The 19935-nt window shown below is 67.9% G+C and carries 19 protein-coding genes and 1 pseudogene; 6 read left to right on the top strand and 14 right to left on the bottom strand.

Features of this window, described 5'->3' with window-relative positions; genetic code table 11:
- Positions 1 to 8: 8 nt before the first annotated feature.
- The 5 genes from OCQ_RS12960 to OCQ_RS12940 form a co-directional block, all read right to left on the bottom strand.
- On the bottom strand, positions 9 to 1373 hold the full coding sequence (locus tag OCQ_RS12960) for a DEAD/DEAH box helicase (protein WP_014384801.1): 1365 nt from the start codon (positions 1371 to 1373) through the stop codon (positions 9 to 11).
- Complete coding sequence (locus OCQ_RS12955; protein ID WP_014384800.1) at positions 1370 to 1621, bottom strand: hypothetical protein; 252 nt, start codon at positions 1619 to 1621, stop codon at positions 1370 to 1372. Before OCQ_RS12955 ends, OCQ_RS12960 begins: the two co-directional genes overlap by 4 nt.
- Before the next feature lie 76 nt (positions 1622 to 1697).
- On the bottom strand, positions 1698 to 2069 hold the full coding sequence (locus tag OCQ_RS12950) for a thiocyanate hydrolase subunit beta (protein ID WP_014384799.1): 372 nt from the start codon (positions 2067 to 2069) through the stop codon (positions 1698 to 1700).
- Between the two features lie 7 nt (positions 2070 to 2076).
- Positions 2077 to 2781 carry a thiocyanate hydrolase subunit gamma gene (gene scnC, locus OCQ_RS12945; RefSeq protein WP_009952436.1) on the bottom strand — a complete coding sequence of 235 codons (705 nt, stop codon included), beginning with the start codon at positions 2779 to 2781 and terminating at the stop codon, positions 2077 to 2079.
- A 33-nt stretch (positions 2782 to 2814) separates the two neighbouring features.
- The gene (locus tag OCQ_RS12940) at positions 2815 to 3651 is read right to left on the bottom strand and encodes an SH3-like domain-containing protein (protein WP_014384798.1); all 837 of its coding nucleotides are present in this window, start codon (positions 3649 to 3651) and stop codon (positions 2815 to 2817) included.
- Between the two features lie 109 nt (positions 3652 to 3760).
- Between OCQ_RS12940 and OCQ_RS12935 the strand changes: the two genes are divergently transcribed.
- The gene (locus OCQ_RS12935; protein ID WP_009952438.1) at positions 3761 to 4609 is read left to right on the top strand and encodes an enoyl-CoA hydratase-related protein; all 849 of its coding nucleotides are present in this window, start codon (positions 3761 to 3763) and stop codon (positions 4607 to 4609) included.
- A gap of 80 nt (positions 4610 to 4689) precedes the next feature.
- Here OCQ_RS12935 and OCQ_RS12930 read toward each other — a convergent pair whose 3' ends face one another.
- The 8 genes from OCQ_RS12930 to OCQ_RS12895 are packed head-to-tail and all read right to left on the bottom strand — an operon-like array spanning position 4690 to position 13261.
- On the bottom strand, positions 4690 to 6366 hold the full coding sequence (locus tag OCQ_RS12930) for an FAD-binding protein (RefSeq protein ID WP_041784982.1): 1677 nt from the start codon (positions 6364 to 6366) through the stop codon (positions 4690 to 4692).
- Positions 6363 to 7715 carry an aromatic ring-hydroxylating oxygenase subunit alpha gene (locus OCQ_RS12925; protein WP_014384796.1) on the bottom strand — a complete coding sequence of 451 codons (1353 nt, stop codon included), beginning with the start codon at positions 7713 to 7715 and terminating at the stop codon, positions 6363 to 6365. Before OCQ_RS12925 ends, OCQ_RS12930 begins: the two co-directional genes overlap by 4 nt.
- A gap of 12 nt (positions 7716 to 7727) precedes the next feature.
- Positions 7728 to 9263: an acyl-CoA synthetase gene (locus tag OCQ_RS12920; RefSeq protein WP_014711713.1), complete on the bottom strand. Its 1536-nt coding sequence runs from the start codon at positions 9261 to 9263 to the stop codon at positions 7728 to 7730.
- 9 nt (positions 9264 to 9272) lie between these two features.
- On the bottom strand, positions 9273 to 10145 hold the full coding sequence (locus tag OCQ_RS12915) for an enoyl-CoA hydratase-related protein (protein WP_008257091.1): 873 nt from the start codon (positions 10143 to 10145) through the stop codon (positions 9273 to 9275).
- Between the two features lie 16 nt (positions 10146 to 10161).
- Entirely contained in the window at positions 10162 to 10398 is a 237-nt protein-coding gene (locus OCQ_RS12910) for a biotin/lipoyl-containing protein (protein WP_008257090.1), read from the bottom strand.
- Positions 10391 to 11389, bottom strand: a complete 999-nt coding sequence (locus tag OCQ_RS12905) for an alpha-ketoacid dehydrogenase subunit beta (RefSeq protein WP_014384794.1) — start codon at positions 11387 to 11389, stop codon at positions 10391 to 10393. The genes OCQ_RS12910 and OCQ_RS12905 overlap by 8 nt, the downstream gene beginning before the upstream one ends.
- A 4-nt stretch (positions 11390 to 11393) precedes the next feature.
- Entirely contained in the window at positions 11394 to 12398 is a 1005-nt protein-coding gene (locus OCQ_RS12900; RefSeq protein ID WP_014711712.1) for a thiamine pyrophosphate-dependent dehydrogenase E1 component subunit alpha, read from the bottom strand.
- Positions 12398 to 13261, bottom strand: a complete 864-nt coding sequence (locus tag OCQ_RS12895) for a mycofactocin-coupled SDR family oxidoreductase (protein ID WP_014384792.1) — start codon at positions 13259 to 13261, stop codon at positions 12398 to 12400. Before OCQ_RS12895 ends, OCQ_RS12900 begins: the two co-directional genes overlap by 1 nt.
- Before the next feature lie 285 nt (positions 13262 to 13546).
- On the opposite strand from OCQ_RS12895, the gene OCQ_RS12890 reads away from it, so the two are divergent.
- From OCQ_RS12890 to OCQ_RS12875, 4 genes are all read left to right on the top strand, one after another.
- Positions 13547 to 14770: a CaiB/BaiF CoA transferase family protein gene (locus tag OCQ_RS12890; RefSeq protein WP_009952449.1), complete on the top strand. Its 1224-nt coding sequence runs from the start codon at positions 13547 to 13549 to the stop codon at positions 14768 to 14770.
- 269 nt (positions 14771 to 15039) lie between these two features.
- Positions 15040 to 15327 (top strand): ANTAR domain-containing protein, encoded by a 288-nt coding sequence (locus OCQ_RS12885; RefSeq protein ID WP_008257079.1) that lies wholly within the window; start codon positions 15040 to 15042, stop codon positions 15325 to 15327.
- Positions 15328 to 15662: 335 nt separating this feature from the next.
- Positions 15663 to 16514 carry a helix-turn-helix domain-containing protein gene (locus OCQ_RS12880; RefSeq protein ID WP_008257078.1) on the top strand — a complete coding sequence of 284 codons (852 nt, stop codon included), beginning with the start codon at positions 15663 to 15665 and terminating at the stop codon, positions 16512 to 16514.
- A gap of 7 nt (positions 16515 to 16521) precedes the next feature.
- Positions 16522 to 17346 carry an SAM-dependent methyltransferase gene (locus tag OCQ_RS12875; protein ID WP_008257074.1) on the top strand — a complete coding sequence of 275 codons (825 nt, stop codon included), beginning with the start codon at positions 16522 to 16524 and terminating at the stop codon, positions 17344 to 17346.
- 23 nt (positions 17347 to 17369) lie between these two features.
- Here OCQ_RS12875 and OCQ_RS12870 read toward each other — a convergent pair.
- Positions 17370 to 19057, bottom strand: a pseudogene (locus OCQ_RS12870) (DUF4407 domain-containing protein).
- Positions 19058 to 19282: 225 nt separating this feature from the next.
- Here OCQ_RS12870 and OCQ_RS12865 point away from each other — a divergent pair.
- Complete coding sequence (locus OCQ_RS12865) at positions 19283 to 19840, top strand: hypothetical protein (RefSeq protein ID WP_009954143.1); 558 nt, start codon at positions 19283 to 19285, stop codon at positions 19838 to 19840.
- Positions 19841 to 19935: the final 95 nt, after the last annotated feature.

Genomic DNA, 19935 nt, shown 5'->3' with positions numbered 1-19935 from the left:
GACCTCGACTATCTGGTGCTTCCTTGTGGGCGGCTCGAACGGCGACGATCCAGCCGACGCGTCGCGGTGGCGCCGTGGTGCGATGTCGCCGCTTCGGCGGGGGAACTGGTCTTGGGTGACCGGGTGTTGGTCCGCCGACGCCGGTTACCGCCGGTGTTCTGCCGATGCTGGCGCGCGGGAACATTGGCGGGCACCGGGGCCTGATAGGGCGCAACCTCACCCACGAGCGCCTGCACCGCCTCCGACATCGCGGTCACCTGCTGGGGAGCGACTGTGATGCCGGCCTTGCGCAGCAACTCCCGGGTGTCTTGGCGCTGCTCGGGCAGCACCACCGTGACGACGTCACCGGCGCTCCCGGCCCGCGCGGTGCGCCCGGACCGGTGCAGGTAGGACTTGTGCTCGCTGGGCGGATCGATGTGCACGACAAGCTCGACCTCGTCGACGTGTACACCACGCGCGGCGATATCGGTCGCCACCAGCACCCGGGCGCTGCCCGCGGCGAACCTCGCCAGGTTGCGCTCCCGAGCCGGCTGAGACAGGTTGCCGTGCAAGTCGACTGAGGGAATGCCAGATTCGGTGAGCTGCTTGGCGAGCTTTCGCGCTTGGTGCTTGGTGCGCATGAACAGGATCCGGCGTCCGGCGCCGGAGGCGAGCCGGTGCACCAGTTCCTTTTTGGCCTGCGCACTGTCGACGTGGAACACGTGGTGTGTCATCTCGGATACCGGGGAGTTGGCCTCGTCGACGGAGTGCGAGACCGCGTCGCGGAGGAACCGGGTGACGAGCTTGTCGACGCCGTTGTCCAGGGTCGCCGAAAACAACAGGCGCTGGCCACCATTCGGCGTCGCGGCCAGGATCCGCGTGACGCCGGGCAGAAAACCGAGATCGGCCATGTGATCCGCCTCGTCGATCACGGTGATCTCGATCGCGTCGAGGCTGATCAGACGCTGCTTCATCAGGTCCTCGAGGCGGCCGGGGCAGGCGACGACGATGTCGACGCCGGATTTGAGCGCGGACACCTGACGGGTCTGCGAGACGCCGCCGAAGATCGTGGTGACCCTCAGGCCACACGCAGCCGCCAACGGCTCGAGCGTCGCGGTGATCTGCGTCGCGAGCTCGCGGGTGGGTGCGAGCACCAACCCCGAGGGCCGTGCGGGGCGCCGGTTTCCGCGGGAGAGGCGGCTGACGAGGGGAATCGAGAATGCGAGGGTCTTTCCGCTGCCGGTTTTCCCGCGGCCGAGGACATCTCGGCCGGCGAGTGTGTCGGGCAGGGCTTCCACCTGAATCGGGAATGGGTGTGTTATGCCGCGCGCTGCGAGCGCACTGACGATGTGTTTGCCCACGCCGAGATCGGCGAAAGTCTTGTCGGTAGTCACTTTTCGGTGCCTTTCAGGCATCGGTGGTGCCGCGCCGGAGACAAGGAGGTCACGCGGGCATCGGCACGAAGGTGGCGAGATTGCCGGGTGGCAAAATCGATCGCCGCGAGACCAGCTAGTGCGCGATGCACGGTCATCGAGGTGTCAAGCGCGATCTTCATCGCTGGCACCAGTGGGATGAGGAAGCGTTCCACGACGGTGTTGGCATGCAGTGTTGTGAAGCCAACGTTGCCGCCAGCGTAGCGCATCGCCGACCGAAGCCTCTCATCAGCAGCGAAAAACACGCGCTGTTGTGCTGCAACTCACTATTTGCGATGACGTCGCTCAGGATTCCAGCCTGGCGCGCACGGCGGCCAGCCTCGCCTCGAGTTCGGATTCGTCGATGACGCCGCGCGCGACGAGCGAGTGGGCCAGGGCAACCAGCCGGTTCTCCGGGTAGGGCAGTTCGGCGTAGACGGTCGCCGACAGCGTGTCCTCATCCTCCCGCCGCTCGATGAACCCGAGGGCCTCTGCGCCGCAACGGCTTTGGTCGATCGCATCACAAATGCCGTCGAGACTCGTCTGCCAGGGCGGCACCGGGTTGTCGACCCCGTACTTCGCCGCCATGCGACTCCAGACCTGGTTGCGCGCAACGATTTTCGTCAGCGGTGCGACGGTAGAGTCCTCGATGGGACGTGGGGTGTGCGCGGTGCTCATCGGAAGCTCAGGGCGCTGCGGGATGGACGGCGGCGCGGGTCCGGGTGACGGCGTTGGTCGTCACGCCCGGCTTGGGCAGCGCGACACCGATCAGGCAGTCGCGCGTGACGATCTCGGCGAGTTGCTCCTCGGTCCACCCCTGCGTTCCGTCGGGGCGGACGGGCAGCACCATGAAACGGTGCTTCTGGTTGGAGTCCTCCACCCGGATCTCGACGTCCTCCGGCAGGATCAGGCCGAACTCCGCGAGCACCTGGCGTGGCCAGCGGACGATGCGGCGGCGATAGTTGGGCGTCCGGTACCACTCGGGGGAGTTGCCCAGAATCGGCCGCGGATAGCACGAACACAGCGTGCAGACGATCACGTGGTGCAGCGTCGGGGTGTCCTCGAGGACGTGCAGAGCCGTGAAGTCGCTGGGCGTCCCGAAGCCGGTCGGTTCCAGCCAGTCGACCCCCACCTCCTTGCTTGCGGCGAGCGGGTCCGAACGGACCAGCTCCTTGTAGTCGGCGTCGAGCCAGGCCCGCGCCACCAGGTGCGCCGCGGGGGTGGGGCCGATCTGTTCGGCGAACTCGGTGAAGCGTCGATGCTCCTCCGCGGTGAAAAGGCCCTTCTCGATGCACAATTCGCGCAGCGCGATCTCGAGGACTTCGAAGTCGGTGATCTCGTCCACCATGGGCGCTGCGGTGCGCTCGTGATCGTGTTCGTCGGCGCTCATTCGTGGTCCTTTCTTCCGAAGCCGCAGCCGTGGCTAGGCCGATTCGAGCCACCGTTCCGGGATCTCGGTCTGCAGGGTGTCGTTGCCGGGCCCGGTGTAGCCGTGCCACAACTGGGAGAGGTTGAACCGGACGATGTAGAACCACTCGGGCCGTTGGTCCGGGCCGTCCCACGTCTCGTCCTCGGCGGCGGGGCTTTCGTAGGACACGACCGCGATCTCGCCCGTCGCGCCGCGCACATACTCCTGGGTGCGGGTGTAGAGCAGCACGGGGAGATCGCGCACCACGACCCTGTCGCCGACGCTGAACTTCGGTGCGCCGGCCTGCCCGGCATACACCTGGGGGTCGCCCTTGCCCACGGCATGGACGTGGTGGCGGTTGCGGTGGACGGGTGCGGGATCGCCCTCGAACTTCGGCGTCGCCGCCAAGGGCTTTCCGCGCAGGCCGTCGGCGTAGCGTGCCTTGACTTCGGCCATGCGTTCGGCCAATTCGCTCAACCCGATGTGGTGCTTTTCGGTGAGTACGCGTGCCACCGCCAGCAGCCAGCGCCCGTAATAGGGCAGGCCGAGATAGATGGTGCGGCCGAGATCGACGTTGCCCATCCGGCGCCGTTCCTCGGACAGCCAGATCCCACGCCAGCCGAGCACCTCGCACAGGACATACGTGTTGTGCTCCCAGATCTCGTACTGCTTGTTCTCGTACTCGATCGGGGCGTCCGGCTCGCCGCCGACGTCGTGCGGGGTCTTGACATAGGCGGCGAATCGCTCGTGGTCGATGAGATCCGGTGTGGGAGCGTCCGGAAGTTCGGGATAGGCGGATTTGAGCCGGGCCACCAGATCCAGCTGTTGCACCCGGTCGAGAGGAGTCGCCATACCAGCCCCATCCGTCGTCACTGCGCCCCAGTACAGCTCACTCCTCGCGTCGCGATCGCGCAACCGTCAAATCAGCGGCGCGCGGGGCGCGGGAGGGTATGGTCCGACCATGGAGCGTCGCGAGCTCGAAGCGGTCATCTATGAACGCGAACCGCCGATTGCGCGGATCATCCTGAACCGGGCGGACAAGGCCAACACCAAAGACGCGATCCTGGTCACCGAGGTGGACGACTGCCTGCACGAGGCCGACCGCGACAAGGACATCAAGGTCGTCATCCTCAAAGCCAACGGCAAGGGATTCTGCGGTGGGCACGTGGCCCGTTGGGGCCCCGACGAAAACCCGTATCCGGATTTCGGCGAGACGTTCGAGGATCTCTACAAGGGCACCGCCGACCTGTTCCTGTGGCCGACGTTGTACCTATGGGAATTTCCCAAGCCGACCATCTCGCAGATCCATGGCTATTGCATGGGCGGGGGCATCTATCTCGGGTTGCTCACCGACTTCTGCGTGGCGTCCGAGGACGCGTATTTCCAGATGCCCCTTGCCCAAAGCCTCGGCGAGCCCGGCGGGCACACCATGATCGAGCCGTGGCTGCTGATGAACTGGCACCGCACCATGGACTGGCTGCTGCTGGCGCCGACCCTGTCCGCGCAGCAGGCCCTGGACTGGGGTCTGCTCAATCGGGTGGTGCCACGCGATCAGCTCGAGGACACCGTCGAGGAGATGGCGCGCAGGATCGCCCAAATCCCGCTGACCACACTGATGGCGGTCAAGAACAACGTCAAGCGCGCCTGGGAATTGATGGGCATGCGGGTGCACCTGCAAGTCAGCCACATCCTGACGAACATGGTCGGCGCCGCCTCCGATGTGCAGGCGCGGCGCGCCGAGCTCATGCGGTCGGGCATGAAGCCCCGCGAATTCGTCGACCGCGGCGAAAACGAGTCCCCGCCAACGTGACGGCAGTGTCACGTTCGGCGTCGAGCGTGGCGACAGTGTCACGTTCGGCGGAAATGCCCGCCTGACGGGTCCTTTCGCCGTTACTTGCCGGCGGCGTGGCGGGCGGCGACGTACCCGAACACCATCGAGCTGGCGATGCTCGCCCCGGCACCCGGATAGGTCCGCCCCATCACCGTGGCCGTGGTGTTGCCGGTGGCATACAAGCCCTCGATCACCCGATCCCGTTGGTCGAGGACTTGTGCGTGTTCGTTGGTGATCACGCCCCCGCAGGTCCCGACGTCGGACGGGAGTACGCGGGTCGCGTAGTACGGCGCGGTGTCGAGCGGCCCGATCGCGGCGTTCGGCCGATACCCCGGATCGCCGAGGCAGTCGTTGTAGGCCGATTGGCCGCGGCCGAAGTCCGGGTCCAGCCCCTTGGTCGCGTACCGGTTGAACCGCTGGATCGTGCGGGCCAATTCGTCGGCGGGAAGGCCGATTTCGCCGGCCAGCTCCGCGATGGTCGGCGCGCGCTTCACGGCGCCGGACTCGATCAGTTCCGGCGGCAACGGCTGGTTGCGCTTGAGCGGGTTGGCGCTGGTGACGTATCTGCGGACGTATCCCTCGTCGAAGATCATCCAGCAGGGCACGGCCTTGTTGGCGTACATCGCTTTGCCGACCTCGACGTAGGAGTTCGACTCGTTGCAGAACCTGCGGCCGCTCGGGTCGACGTAGATGGCGCCGGGTCGCTGGCGGCCCGAGCCCAGCGAGGCGGCGACCGCGCCGCCGTTGGCGATGAAAACCGAAGGCAGCCACCAGGCCTCGTCGAGCAGATCGGTCTTGGCGCCCAAACGCATCGCCGCCTCGAGCGCCTCACCGGTGTCCCCGGCGTTGGCGATCGACCACTGCCCTTCGTTGGGCTGGTCGCCGCTGTAGCGGCGGCGCATCTCCTTGTTGTGGCCGAATCCGCCCGCGGCCAGCAGGACTCCCTTGCGCGCCTCGACGTGCAACGGCGTGCCGTCGCGCACGATGCGCGCGCCCACCACACGGCCGTCCTCGACGACCAGGTCGGCCATCGCGGCGTTGGTCCACAACGGGGGGTGCCCGTCGCTGAGATCCGTCAGCGCCTTGAGCATTTGACCGATCAGCGATGCGCCGTTGGTGAGGATCTGGCGCCGGCGGGCACGCGCGGCCGCGGTGCGCAGGAACACCCGGGCCGCCACGGCGAAGGCGCGCGGTGAGCGGTTGAAGTATTGAACCGACCGCAATTCGTTGGTCAGCACCACGTATCCGTAATTCTTGGCCAGCGGCGGCTGCACCTTGTCGCGCCAATCACCCAACTGTGCGGCGTCGAAAGGGATGCCCTCGACCGCGCGGCCGGACGCGTTGCCGCCCTTGTGGTTCGGGTAGTAGTCGCTCCAGCCCGCACATCGGATCAGTCGCACACCCTTGCGGGTGAGGAAGTTGATCATCTCGTGGCCGGCCCGCAGGAACGTTTCGCGCCGCTCGGGCGAGGACGCCGCGCCGATGTCGCCGACCACGTCGGCCAGGTAGGCCAGCCCGTCCTCGTGCGAGTCGGCGATGCCGTCGGCCCGCATCAACGGGTTGTTCGGCAGCCAGACGATGCCGCCGGACAGCCCCGTCGAACCGCCGACCAGTGACTGCTTTTCGATGATGAGGGGTTCGAGCCCGCAGTCCAGGGCGGCCAGGCCGGCGACCATGCCGCCCCCGCCGCTGCCCGCGATGAGCAGGTCCACGGAGCGGTCCCACTGCGGGCTCATCGCGCCTCCACGGGGCTCGTCGTGAAGCCGAGATCGGCGATCGGCACGTCGATGGTCGTGTTGGTCTTCTGGATCGCGGGCACCAGCGCGTCGTACGGCAGCCCGGCCAGGAAGCCGTCGATGACACGCTCGAAGTTGGAGATCAATCCTTCGATCTGGTTGGACAGCCGCATGAAGTCAAAGCCCTTGGAATGCAGCCCCTTTTGTTGCCTCGGCAGGTTGGAGAAGTCCTGGGCGGGAATCGGCGGCCAGCGCGGGTCGTCGGGCGCCATCGGTACCGGGGGCGTCGGTTTACCCGCCGATGCGTCGTTGGGAAACCGGGTGAGGGACCAGATCTCGAACAAGGTGTCCTCGGGTCCCAGCGGCCGGATCCGGTACGACGACGCGCTGCTGTAGGTCGGCAGGATGAAGTAGTGCGGGAAGGCGAACCCGATCGCGTCGGTGATGCCGCGGCGGACCAGCTCATTGAGGTCGGGCATGCCGCTGCCGCGCGCGCGATGCCAGGCGACGACGGCGTCGTTGAGGGCGCTGCGCCACGCGGCCATTGCCGCCGCCGGGTCGGGCGGCAGCTCGATGTTCTGCAGGCCCTCGGCGATCCGGATGTCGTTTTCGTGCGTCATCCCGCCCATGCCGTCGCCGAGGGTGCGCATGAAATACAGGCTGCTCGCGACGACCGGGTGCACCGTCGCGGCGACTTCACCCGGCTGCGCGGACGGCAGCAACTGAGGATGGGTCTGCGGGACGTGATAGCCCTCCATGAACGCCGCCGCGGCCAGCTTCCAGTTCACGGGCAGCCGGCACGATTGCCACCACTCGACGCGCAGCGAGTCGACCTGCCAGGCGTCGTAGACCGACGCGAACGGCTCCATCCAGTCCCGCAGCGCCGGCGCGTCGTCGTCGAGGTTGATCCACGCGCAACCGCCCCAGAGCTCGCATCGCACCGCCACCAGCCGAAGGTCGTCGGCGCTCAGGTTTTCCTCGGCGAACGCTTCGGGACGCAGCACGAACGTGTTGTGGCCGTCGAGGCCCCAGCACCAGCCGTGGAACGGGCACACGAAGGTGCGCCGATTCCCGTTGCCCTCCACCAGCTTCACGCCGCGATGCCGGCAGGCGTTGTGATACGCGCGCACGGTGTGGTTGTCCACCCGCGCCACGATGACGGACTGGTCGAGGATTTCGTATTCGACGAAGTCGCCGGGCTTGGGGATCTCCTCGAGCCGGCACGCCATTTGCCACATGCGGGGCCACAACATCTCGGCTTCCAGCGCGTAGAACTCGGGGTCGTAGTAGCGCTGTTTGGGGATCCGATCGGCGGTCCGAACCGCCCACGGTACGTTCCTAGCGTTCATAGCCATCCTCGTTCACACGATCCGCGATACCCGTCCCTGCCAGTACCGTTCGCGGATGCGCCTCTTGTAGAGCTTTCCGTTCGGGTCCCGCGGCAGCTCCGCGTCGAATTCCACGCTGCGCGGGCACTTGTAGCCGGCCAGGCGGGCCCGGCAGTAGTCGATGAGTTCGGCTTCGAGCTCCGGTCCCGCGACCACGCCGTCGGCGGGCTGCACGACGGCCTTGACCTCTTCGCCGAATTCCTCGTTGGGGACCCCGAACACGGCCGCGTCGACCAGCTTCGGATGCATGACGAGCAGGTTCTCCGCCTCTTGCGGGTAGATGTTGACCCCGCCGGAGACGATCGTGAACGTCGACCGGTCGGTGAGGTACAGGTAGCCGTCTCGGTCGACGTATCCCATGTCGCCGAGCGAGCGCCAGCCGCGGTCGTTGCACACCGACGCGGTCTTGGCGGGGTCCTTGAAGTACGCGAAGTCCGGTCCACCTTCGAAATACAGCTCGCCCGATTCGCCGACGGGGAGCTCCCGCCCGTCCTCGTCGAGCACGTGCACCGGGGCCATCGGGATGCCCACCGAGCCGGGGTGGGCGAGCCATTCCCGTGGCCCGATCGTCGTTCCGGCGAATCCTTCGGTCCCTCCGTAGTATTCGTGGATGATCGGTCCGAACCACTCCATCATGCGGCGTTTGACGTCGACGGGACAGGGCGCGGCGGCGTGGATGACGCACCGCAGGCTCGAAACGTCGTACCTGTCCCGGACTTTCGCGGGCAGCTTGAGCATGCGCACGAACATCGTCGGCACGAACTGGGCCTGGGTCACCCGGTGCTCCTCGATCAGCCGCAGCACGGTCTCGGCGTCGAACCTGCGCAGCAGGATCGATGCGGCGCCGACGCGGTTGGCCGCCATGGTGTAGTTCACTCCGGCCGCGTGATACAGCGGCGCGGGGGACAGGTACACACTCGAGGGGCTCATCCCGTATTTGTGGATCAGCGCCAGCTCCAGCACCGCCTGCGCCCAGGACCCGTTGCCGTCCTCGGGCAGCGGCCGCCGCACCGCCTTGGGGCGCCCCGTGGTGCCCGACGAATACAGCATCTCCGAGCCGTCCGACACCGGCGGCGCTTCGCCGGCCGAGGCCAGCGCGTCCTCATACGACTGCCAGCCGGCCATCGACCCCCCGACGGCGATGTGGGTGATCGGCGCGGCATTGGCGGAACGGAGGTGTGCGGCCAGTTCGGGCATCGAGGCGTCGACAAAGACCGCTTTCGCGTCGGAGTCGTCGATGACGTAGGCGACCTCGTCGGGGATGAAATGGGTGTTGACGGGGGTGTAGTAGAGGCCGGAAAGCTGAGCGCCCCAGGCGATTTCGAGGAATTCGGCTCTGTTCGGCAGAACCAGCGCGATGCCGTCGCCGCGACGCAGGCCGGCGTCGTGCAGCAGCGCGGCGACCCGCCGGCTGCGGGCATGCAGCTGGGCGTACGAGATCGCGTCACCGTCCGCGACGATGAGTGCCGGCGACTGGGCGGCACTGCGGGCGTGGTCGGCGATGTTCACCGGCAACCCTTAAGTGGTTGCGGCGCCGTCGGTCTGGGCGGCCGCGGCGGCCTGGCGGCGGGCGTGCTCGGAGGGCAACACCTTGTCCTTGAAGACGGTCTGAATCAGCTGCTGCACGTCCTTGCTGATCGAGGCGAGCGCGACGAGGTCGTTGGAGCTCTGCCAGTGCACCCGCATGCCCATCAGCTCCCAGGCCCGTTTGAGGTTGGCCTTGGTGAGCATCAGCGTCGTCAGCGGCGCCTGGGCGATGTGGCGGGCGATCGCGTCGACCCGGTCGTCGAGGTCCTCACGCTTGACCACCTCGTTGACGAGGCCGACTTCCAGCGCCTTCCTGGCGTCGATCACCTCGGCGGTGAACAGGTAGTAGGCGGCGCGCCGCCAGTTCATGAAAACCCATGGCTCGATGGAACATTCGCCCGACGGCATGCCGAACCCCTGCAGCGGCGGGTAGGAGAAGTAGGCGTCCTCGGAGGCGATGACGATGTCGGTGGTCAGGCCCATGTGCGTGCCGCCGCCCACGCAGTAGCCGTGCACCTGGGCGATGGTGGGTTTGGAGAATTCCCACAGGTTCAATGTCGGCTTGACGAACAAGTCGCTCTGGGCTTTCCACGGATGGCCGGTGACCATCGCGTTCTCGACGAACGACGGGTAGTCGACGGCGTTGTTGCCGATCGCGTGGCCCGAGCAGAAGCCCTTGCCATTGGCCTTGAGGATGAGCACCTTGATGTCGTAGTCGCGGTCGGCGTCGGCCAGCGCCGCGTCGACCTCCTCGGCCAGCTTCTGGTCCTGCGCGTTGGCCTTCTCCGGCCAGTTCAGGGTGACGCGGGCGATGGGGCCGTCCTTTTCGTAGATGATTCTCTCGCGGGTCTCGTTGAGATCCATGGGATACCTTTCTTCGTTATGACGAGATGACGCCGATTTCGGCGCCGATGTCGTAGGTGGTCCCGACCTGGCCCGTCCACCGCACGGTCCCCGTCGCCCCCGCTTCGATCTCCTGCTCGACCTTCTCGGTGGCGATGACGTAGATCGGCGTGCCCGCCTCGACGTGTTCGCCGGCGCCGACGAGCAGCCCGGTCAGTTCGGCCTCCGAGACCGCCACCGAGACCCGGGGGATGCGAATGATGAAGTCAGCCATGCGCCTTCGCCCTCTCGCAGGTGCGCAGGGCCGCTTCGACGATCCGCGCCGGCGACGGATACACCTGGGCCTCGAGCGCCGCCGCGGCCGGGTTGGGGACGAATCGCGCGGCGACCCGCTCGACCGGCGCGGCGAGCTCCCCGAAGAGCTGTGCGTGCAGGATCGCGGCGATCTCCGCCCCGGGGCCCGCGAATTGCACGGCGTCATGGACGATCACGGCTCGGCGCGTGCGGCGCACGGACCCCACGATGGTGTCGACGTCGAGCGGCACCAGGGTGCGCAGGTCGATCACCTCGGCGCTGACACCCCGCTCGCCCAGCGTGTGCGCGGCGCTCAGCGCGTCGTGCACGCAGCGACCGTAGGCGATCACGCTGACGTCGGTGCCCGGCCGCTTGATGTCGGCCTGCCCGAGCGGGATGGAGAACCCGGGCTCGGTGGGGACGGGGCCCTTCTTGCTCTGCAACCGAATCGTTTCGACGAACAGGCACGGATCGGGGTCGAAGATCGCCGCGGTCAGCAGCCCCTTGCCGTCGCGTGGGGTGGAGGGCACGATCACCTTCATCCCGGGGATGTGCATGAACCACGCCTCGAGGCTCTGCGAATGCGTTGCGCCCGTGGCCAATCCGGCATATACCTGGGTGCGGACGGTGATGGGCGCCGACGTGCGCCCGGCGGTCATGAACCTCAGCTTGGCGGCGTTGTTGATCAGCTGATCGGCGGCGATCCCGATGAAATCCATGATCATGATCTCGGCGACGGGCAGCAGCCCGTCGATCGCCGCGCCGATGGCCGCGCCCACGATCGCGGCCTCCGAGATCGGCGTGTCGAGGACGCGGTCGTGGCCGTACTTCGTCGACAAGCCCGCCGTCGGCCCGGAGGCGCCGGGATCGGCGATGTCCTCCCCGAGCAGGAACACCCGTTCGTCGGCCGCGAGCGCCTGGTCCAGCGCGAGGTTGAGCGCCTCGCGCATGGTCATCTCCTTGTCGTCCATGCGCTTACACCGGGAACGCGATCGGGGTGGCGTACACATCGCGGTCGAGTTCGTCGATCGACGGGTAATTCGCGCCCAGCACGGTCCGCAGGGCCGCCTCCACCGCGGCCGCCGCGTCGCTGTCGATGCGGACGAGATCGTCGTGATCGCAGACGCCGGTCGCTTCCAGGTGGCTGCGGAACCGGGGCACCGGGTCGGCGGCCAGCGCCGCCTCGAGTTGTTCGGCGGGGATGTAGGGCGTCCGGTCGCCGAAGTAATGGCCGCGGAAGCGGAACGTGACGCACTCGATGAAGGTGGGGCCGCCTCCGTCACGCGCCCGCCGCAGCGCGTCGTCGAGCGCCGCTTTCACCGCGAGCGGGTCGTTGCCGTCGACGCGCACGCCCGGCATGCCGTAGCCGGCGGCCCGGTCGGCGACGTGTTCGAGCTTCATGGTGTCCGATGTCGGTGTCATCTCGGCGTAGAGGTTGTTCTGGCAGACGAAAACGAGCGGCAGGTCCCACAGCGCGGCCATGTTGGCGGCCTCGTGAAACGAGCCGGTGTTCGTGGCGCCGTCGCCGAAGCTGACCACCGTGACGCGGTCGATGCCCTTGCGTTTGGCGGCCATCGCCAGCCCGACGGCCACGGGTGGCCCGGCGCCGACGATGCCCGTCGAAAGCATCACGCCCTTGGCGGGATTGGCGATGTGCATGGTGCCGCCCTTGCCCCGGCCGGCGCCCACCGTGCGGCCCATCATCTCGCCGTAGATCTCCTCGAGCTGGACGCCCTTGCCGATCAGGTCGTGCAGGCCGCGGTAGGTCGTCACCAGCTGGTCGTCGGGCCGCAGCGCCACGCCCATCGCTGCGGCGATCGCCTCCTGGCCCCGCGAGGGCCAGTACACGCACATGAACTCGCCGGTGCCGATGCCCTTGGACAATCGATCGTCGGCCGCCTTCATCAGCACCATCAATTCGTACAGGCGACGCTCGACGCCCTGCGAGACCGATTGCGGTGCATCGTGTTCGGTGGTCATCACGCTCCCGACCAGGGTTTGACCTTGAGGAAGCCCCCGGCGTCGACGCGCAACTGCTGTCCGGTGATGTAGCGCGCCGCGTCCGAGGCGAGGAACAGCACCGCCTCGCTGATGTCTTCGGGCTCGACGTAGGGGACCGGCATCGCCTGCACGAGCGGGAACACCGGCTCGGCATCCTCGCGAGTCGGCTCCGCCAGATCGGGCCGGAAGGCGCGATACATCGGTGGGCTGTGCAGCATGTCGGTGTTGACGTTCGTCGGATGCACAGCGTTCATCCGGATGGAAAACCGGGCGAGCGCCAACGCGAAGTCGTTGACGTAGTGTGCGGCAGCCAGTTTCGCGAAGGCGTACCCGGCCCCGCCGGGGCCACCGTCGATCCCGCTGGTATTCATCGATGACATGAACGCCGCGTTGGAGCCGATGACGATGATCGACGCGCCGGAGCGCAGGTGTTTGAGGCTCGCGTGCACCAGGTTCAGCACGCCGATGAGATCCACGTCCACCGCGTCGGCGAAGGCTTGCGGCGGCAGACCCGCGGTCAGGGGGCAGATGCCCGCGTTGGCGACCACGACGTCCAGATGCCCGAACTCGGCGACGCCGGCATCGATGGCGGCGGACAAGGCCACGCGGTCGCGAACGTCCGCGACCGCCGTGTACGCGCGTTGCCCTTCCTTTTCGACCAGCCGCGCCGTCTCGTCGAGGTCCTCCGGACGGGCCAGGGGGTATTCGTTGGTTTCGATGTCGGCACACAAATCCACCGCGATGATGTCCGCGCCCTCGGCGGCCAGCATCCGCGCGTGCGAGCGGCCCTGGCCGCGTGCGGCGCCGCTGATGACGGCCACCTTGCCCGCTACTCTGCCCATCGGCCGCCCTTCGTCCGTCCGGCTACGTCGCGATTCACATTGGGGCCCAACGGTATTCGGTGTAACGGCAGCGGGCCCGGGCGAGGATGAGGGGGCCGGTCACCCGTCTGGGCGGTGGCGGGGCGCGCGATCACCGCGGCGGTTGGCGAAACGAGACCTTCGGCCGGCTCCATCGCATCTCTTCCCGGAAAAACTGCGCTGACCTGCGGATGGGCTATCACTACGCCCAAGACTAGCTAGAATATCTAAAATAGCAAGGAATGGCGGCGAGCGAGGGGATTGGCGATGTCCGACGGGGTACTGCGCGGCGTGCGGGTGGTGGAATTGGCGTCGTGGACGTACGTGCCGTCGGCCGGTGCGGCCCTGTCGGACTGGGGCGCCGACGTCATCAAGGTGGAGGGTGTCACCTCGGGCGACCCGGGCCGCGCGCTGGTCGTCGGAGGTTTCACCCGGCAAGCCGCCCGCCCCGACGCCGACTTCATCCTCGAGTTGGGCAACCGCGGGAAGCGCAGCATCGGGATCGACATCAAATCGGCGACCGGCCGTGAGCTGTTCGGCCGGCTGCTGGCCAGCGCGGACGTCTTCTTGACCAATTGGCTTCCGGGCGCGCTCGAGCGGGCCCGCCTGACCGTCGACGACATCCGCTCGTTCAACCCGAAGATCATCATCGCGCGCGGCACCGGGCTGGGCGTGCGGGGACCGGACCGGGACAGGGGCGGGTTCGACGCCGCGACGTACCTCGCGCGGGGCGGGGTCGCGTACACGCTCACACCGTTCGGCACCGAGACCCCGGCGGTTCAGGGGCCGGGTTTCGGTGACCTGCAGGGTGGGGCGACACTGGCCGGCGGTGTCTGCGCCGCCCTGTTCCACCGCGAACGCACCGGCGAGCCCACGATCGTCGACTCCTCGCTGCTGGCCCAGGCGATGTGGTCGATAGCGCCGTCCATTTCGGCCGCCGACTTCTTCGACATCGACGGGATTCCGGGCGCCCCGCCGGGGCTGGCCATCAACCCGCTCGTCAACCGCTACAAGACCAAGGACGGCAGGTGGATCCAACTGGTCTTCCTGCAGCCGGACAAGTTTTGGGTGGGCTTCTGCCGGCGCATGGGCCTGGCCGAGCTGGCCGACGACGAGCGATTTGTCCCGTCGAGCAACCTGATCGCCAACGCGGCCGCGGCGACCGAACTCTTCGCGGATGCGTTCGCCCGCCACGACCTCGCGCACTGGCAACGTGTGCTTGCGGACGAACCCGGCGTGTGGGGCGCCCTGGCGACGCCGCGGGAGACCCTCAACGACCCGCAGGTCGAGCCCAACGGATACGTGGTGACCAACGTGGACGACCACGGCGAGAAGTACCGGATCGTCGCCGCCCCGGTGCAATTCGACGAAACCCCGCCGGCGCCCGCGCGTGCACCCGAACACGGCCAGCACACCGAGGAGATCCTGCTGGAGCTCGACGTCGATTGGGACGACATCGCCAAGGCCAAGGAGCTCGGGGCGATTCTCTAAGGCCGCGCGCGGGGGAGCGACCTAATCGCGGGATTCGCAACCCGTTTCGATACCACGCGTCGCGGATTCCGTGGTTAGCAGCCGATTCCGAAAGGGTCACGGGCGGATATCAATGTCTCCCGCGGTCTGGCAGAACGCAGGCCATCGACAAATCATGGCACAGGGCGCTTTTGAGGTATGCGGCCGCGACGATGCGTAGCACACACGAATTCCTCGTCCGGTACGTGAGTGGCGGATTCATTGACGGCGCCGCAGGAGGTATCCACAGCATGACATCGAACTGGGTTCCCGCCCAGACTTCGTGCGGCCCGCACTCCGGTCGCATCCTCGACACCGCGCGGGGCATCCTCATCGGCCTGCGCCGGTGCCCCTCGGAGGCCGCCCTGGACGAATTGCACAGTGCGGCATTGCGGCACAAGGTTCCGGTGTTCGCGATGGCATGGGCGCTGGTGCACCTGGCCGGCGACGGTCAACAGACACCCAGTTTCGCCGACGCCCAGTCCGCGGCGCGGCACGAATGGGGTCGGTTGTTCGAGTCCGCCGCAGTGCCCTGTTGAGCGGGCACCAAGACGTTGGGACGGCCGAGCTTTCGAGGGGTAACCCGGCCGTCTCCAACTCTCTCGACAACTCTTTCGATAACTCTTTCGATGAAGCACCCGACCGTTCTGCGGGTCGCGCCTTCGGGCTCGAGCTCTATTGGCCGGCTCGCGGGCGCGGCAGCAGGCGCTGGCGGAAAAATCGGGCGGCCCGTCGACCGATGTTTGAAACCGACTACGGCATAAGCCTGTTCCGCTGACGGGCGCACACCGAATCCAAAAGATGTGGGCGTCGAGCGAAGTGCGAGAATGTCATCTGTGGCCGGTGTCCAACGCGATGTGAACCGGGTCCGCTGATGGGCTCGGGGCCCCGGCTGTACCGCCCGCGCTCTAAGCTGGCGGACCATATCGAATTCTTCGGGCATTGGCTCCATCGCGGGGCCACCTACCGAAGCCGGGCGCTGCCGCGCGGCGCGGTGACGATCGTCTTCGACGTCGGCCACCGCCAGCAACTGGACCTCTATGCCGCCGACGGCACCACCAAGATGAGCGTTCTGCCTGCCTTCATCACGGGATCACAGAACACGCCCTACGTCTCGGACATCGCTGCCGACGAGCCCGTCGTGGCCATCCATTTCCGGCCCGGGGGCGCATTTCCGTTTCTGGGCATACCGTTGGGCGACCTGGCGGATGGACCCGTGGGCGTCGGTGAGATCTGGGGACGGCAAGGACGCGACTTGCACGAGCGCCTGATCGAGGCACCGTCCGTCCCGGCCAGGTTTCGTCTGCTGGAGCAGTTCATGCTCGCGCAGGCGCGCTCGTCGGTGCATCGCCATCCCGGCGTCGCCGCCGCGATGGCTGCGGTCGAGGCCGATCCCTCGATTCGACTGGCTGACGTCCGCCGCATGACCGGACTGTCCACCAAGCGGCTCATCGCCCTGTTCCGCGACGAAGTTGGCTTGCCCCCAAAGGAATTTGCCCGTGCCCGGCGCTTCCAAGCCGCGCTGAAGCGCCTTGGTGACGGCACGCCCGGCGCCCGCATCGCCGCCGACCTAGGGTATTTCGACCAGTCCCATTTCGTGCGGGAATTCCGGGCTTTCAGCGGGACGACGCCGACCTGCTACCGGCGGCAGCGCATCCTGTTGCCCAGCCACGTCCCGCTCGGGCGGCACAAATATCCAAGACCATTCGTTCGTGTGTGCTCATGATTGCGACATGGAAGACACCAGATTAGCCGTCGCCCACACGGGCCTGTTGGTTGCCGCGATGCGCGCCGAGGAATCCGCGCGCCGGGACCGACTGTTCACCGATCCGTTCGCAGAACGGCTCGCCGGCGACGAGGGGCGCGAATTGCTTGCCCAAGCCGTGGCGAAGACGGGCGCGACGTCACCGCAGATCGCCATCCGGACGCGCTTCTGGGATGAGCGCCTGCTGCGGGCTCAATCGGACGGCATTTCGCAGGTCGTGATCCTCGCCGCAGGCATGGACGCCCGCGCATACCGTCTGCCGTGGCAGCCGGGCACCACCGTTTACGAAGTCGACCAGCCCCGGGTGACCGCCATCAAGGACGAACGGCTCGCCGGCGAGCAACCCCGGTGCCAGCGGGTTGCGGTGGGCATCGATCTGACCGACGATTGGCCGAAGGCGCTGCGTTCCCAGGGGTTTTCGTCGTCCGCACCGGCGGTGTGGCTAGTCGAGGGTCTGCTGCAGTACCTCGATGCATCGGATGTCGACGCCTTGTTCGCCAGAATTGACGCGTTGTCCGCGCCGGGTTCGCGGGTGCTCTATGACCTGGTCGGGGCGACGTTGCTGGAAGCCGAATTCCTGCAGCCCACCCTGGAATTCATGCGGCGCCTCGGTGCGCCATGGACGTTCGGTACTGACGCACCGGCGTCCCTCGTCGAGCGGCACGGCTGGACAGCCCACGTCACCGATGTCGCCGAGCCTGGAACGAAGTGGAATCGCTGGGACCACCCGGTGGTCCCGCTCGACGTGCCCGGAATACCGCGCGGCTACTTCGTCGAAGCGGTCAAGGCCTAGCTTCGGTCCGCAATAACGCCAGGCTATTTCGGCGGCGGCAGTTGGCGCGGGCCTTCCGACATACCCAAATCCCGCGGCGCTCCGCGCGTCGCCAACTCCGGTGCGTGTCCGGCGGCCGGCAGGCGACCCTCGCCGGGTGTGTAGCGCGATGAGGTGACGAATTCCGCCCGGTCAGACGGCGTTTCGGCACCACCTTCGCCCGCGGGCAGTTCGGCGCTCGACGCCTCGGAGTTGACGGTCACCGTGCGGGTTCGCTTGAGCGCGAACGTGATCTCTTCGGTCTCTTCGAGCACCCCTTCGAACACGTGGCGCGCGGTGCGTAGCGGCTGGGTCGTGGTGTCGATCACCCGCGCCACGAACGGCGGTACCAGCGGCCTGATCCAGCGGGCGGCCGCCCTGGTCGCCTCGGGGAGCGACGGGATCAACGGCGCGTTTCGCTCATCGGGGCGCGCGATCTCGTCGCCCGCCTCCGGCGCGGGCCGCTGGGCGATCGCCCGGCTGGCCGCCTCCGCTTCGGCGGCGATCGGCAGATACCCGCCGTCCTCGACCGGTTCGACGGCCCGCCGCGACGGCGCGTGCACCGGGCTCTCGAGGGCCTGCAGGACACGGCGACGCTGATGCTCGCGGTCGATCTCGGTCTGCGCCTCGATGGCGAGCCGGGCCTGGGTCAATTGGTGCTCGGCCCACATGATCTCGGCGTCGCGGCGGACCTCGGCCCGCTTGATCGCGATGGCGGTCTCCGCGTCGAGTTCGGCGCGGTCGCGCTCCGCGCGCGCGGCGGCGTGGCGATCATAAGTTGTCTGCCCGCGCCACAACCCCAGGATCAGTGGCGCCAGGTACAGCAGCACGCACGCCCCGACGGTCAGCACACGCAGGGCTTGGGCCCCCGCGGTGTTCCACGCGAGGTCATTCATCGCGACCCACCGTGCGCCCAGGCCCCGGCCGGCGTCGGCGATGACGCCGCGCCGCGCATCCTGCAGGTCTTGCTCCTGTCGCGAGATCGTGGCATCCAACGCCGGCGCGCGGCTGTCCCGCGCGGACAGCGCGGCGTCGAGTTCATGCTGGGCGTCGTTGAGAAGCTCGTTGCCAGTGCGGGTTTCGGGTCCGGGGCCCGAACGCCGGTGATCCGGGTCTGCGGGCAACCGGGAGTGGGGTGATATTCACAGCGGGCGACGACCAGGGCCCTGTCCTGCCGATCGCGGGCCTGCGTGACGGCGCGCTCGAGCGCGGCGCGCGCCTCCTCGGTGCGCTGTAGCGATGCCGATGCCTGCGCGACCGCGGGCGCCGATTCCGCGGCGCGCGCAGCGCGTTCGTCGAGGCGCCGGTCGATTGAACCGGACAGGATCACCAACGTGGCTAGTTCGCCGACGATGACGCCGACCGCGGCCGCCATCGCGGCGCGTCCCACGAGGCCCGGGCGGCTCCGGTGGGGGCCCGGCACGGTGGCGCGGGTTACCGCGCCGGCCAGCAGGCCGAAGGCGACGGTCAGCGGCACGACGGCAACGCTCGTCGCGCGGGCCGACCCGCCCACTGCCAGCGCCGCGACCAGCCAGGCCAGCGCGGCTCCCAGCATCACGACGGCGCCGGCCACGCCGTGGGCGGACCGCTCGTGGCGTTCGCCGGCCTCGCGGCCGTGTCCGCCGCCGAGCCAGATGAGCGCTTCCGCGACCCTGGCCAGGCCCGGGCGGCGGTCGATTACTTCCTGGGGCATGAGACTGAAAACACCTCCGCGGTCAAGCCTCCCAGGCCCGGGGCCGACGCATCGAATCGAAGCCGCCACGTGTGGCGGGCCTCACAGGCCGGCGGGATGGACGCATCACCAGCCGGGCGTCGGCCGGGCGGGCCCGGTGCGACGGGACGGGAACGGGCGCGTAATTCCTGCGACGCGAGCGGATCAGCGGTCGTTCGGGCAGGTGACGTGAGACGGTATAAGCCTATGTCGAATCACGATTTTGTCACCTACGAGGAATTCGGTCGCAGGTTCTTCGAGGTCGCCGTCACCCCCGAGCGTGTCGCCGCCGCGTTCGCCGACATCGCCGGCAGCGAGTTCGCCATGGAGCCGATCGCGCAGGGACCGGGCAAGATCGCCAAAGTCAGTGCGAATGTCTCCATCCAGGAGCCCCGCGTCACCCGCCGGCTGGGCGACAGCATCACCTTCGTCATCCACATACCGCTGTCGATCGACCTGCTCGTGGACCTGTGGCTCGACAAGCAGCGCTTCGTGGTCTCGGGTGACATCGCCCTGCGAGCGACCGCGCGCGCGGCCGAACCGCTGCTGCTGATCGTCGACGTCGCCAAGCCGAGGCCTTCCGACATCACCGTCAACGTCTCGTCGAATTCCATCCGCGGCGAGGTGCTGCGGATCCTGGCGGGGGTGGACGGCGAGATCCGGCGATTCATCGCGCAGTACGTCGCGGCCGAGATCGACGCGCCGGCGTCGCAGGCGGCACAGATCATCGACGTCGCTCAGCAACTCGAACAGGCGTGGCCCTGAGGCTGCCCCACGAATAGCGCCGGCGGTGTTGGGGTACCCACCCACGGTTGTGCGTTTGACCACGTGGGTGGCGGCGCTTGGGATCGGGGAGGAGC

The sequence above is a fragment of the Mycobacterium paraintracellulare genome (assembly GCF_000276825.1).
Lineage (GTDB): Bacteria > Actinomycetota > Actinomycetes > Mycobacteriales > Mycobacteriaceae > Mycobacterium > Mycobacterium intracellulare.
The sequence above is the reverse complement of the archived record's forward strand: the minus strand, read 5'-3'. Positions and strand labels throughout refer to the sequence as shown.

Bases quoted from the DNA above. Each gene is read 5' to 3' on its own strand.
- OCQ_RS12955 (WP_014384800.1), bottom strand. From the start codon at position 1,621: ATGCGCTACGCTGGCGGCAACGTTGGCTTCACAACACTGCATGCCAAC.
- OCQ_RS12950 (WP_014384799.1), bottom strand. From the start codon at position 2,069: ATGAGCACCGCGCACACCCCACGTCCCATCGAGGACTCTACCGTCGCA.
- scnC (WP_009952436.1), bottom strand. From the start codon at position 2,781: ATGAGCGCCGACGAACACGATCACGAGCGCACCGCAGCGCCCATGGTG.
- OCQ_RS12940 (WP_014384798.1), bottom strand. From the start codon at position 3,651: ATGGCGACTCCTCTCGACCGGGTGCAACAGCTGGATCTGGTGGCCCGG.
- OCQ_RS12935 (WP_009952438.1), top strand. From the start codon at position 3,761: ATGGAGCGTCGCGAGCTCGAAGCGGTCATCTATGAACGCGAACCGCCG.
- OCQ_RS12930 (WP_041784982.1), bottom strand. From the start codon at position 6,366: ATGAGCCCGCAGTGGGACCGCTCCGTGGACCTGCTCATCGCGGGCAGC.
- OCQ_RS12925 (WP_014384796.1), bottom strand. From the start codon at position 7,715: ATGAACGCTAGGAACGTACCGTGGGCGGTTCGGACCGCCGATCGGATC.
- OCQ_RS12915 (WP_008257091.1), bottom strand. From the start codon at position 10,145: ATGGATCTCAACGAGACCCGCGAGAGAATCATCTACGAAAAGGACGGC.
- OCQ_RS12910 (WP_008257090.1), bottom strand. From the start codon at position 10,398: ATGGCTGACTTCATCATTCGCATCCCCCGGGTCTCGGTGGCGGTCTCG.
- OCQ_RS12905 (WP_014384794.1), bottom strand. From the start codon at position 11,389: ATGGACGACAAGGAGATGACCATGCGCGAGGCGCTCAACCTCGCGCTG.
- OCQ_RS12900 (WP_014711712.1), bottom strand. From the start codon at position 12,398: ATGACCACCGAACACGATGCACCGCAATCGGTCTCGCAGGGCGTCGAG.
- OCQ_RS12895 (WP_014384792.1), bottom strand. From the start codon at position 13,261: ATGGGCAGAGTAGCGGGCAAGGTGGCCGTCATCAGCGGCGCCGCACGC.
- OCQ_RS12890 (WP_009952449.1), top strand. From the start codon at position 13,547: ATGTCCGACGGGGTACTGCGCGGCGTGCGGGTGGTGGAATTGGCGTCG.
- OCQ_RS12885 (WP_008257079.1), top strand. From the start codon at position 15,040: ATGACATCGAACTGGGTTCCCGCCCAGACTTCGTGCGGCCCGCACTCC.
- OCQ_RS12880 (WP_008257078.1), top strand. From the start codon at position 15,663: ATGGGCTCGGGGCCCCGGCTGTACCGCCCGCGCTCTAAGCTGGCGGAC.
- OCQ_RS12875 (WP_008257074.1), top strand. From the start codon at position 16,522: ATGGAAGACACCAGATTAGCCGTCGCCCACACGGGCCTGTTGGTTGCC.
- OCQ_RS12865 (WP_009954143.1), top strand. From the start codon at position 19,283: ATGTCGAATCACGATTTTGTCACCTACGAGGAATTCGGTCGCAGGTTC.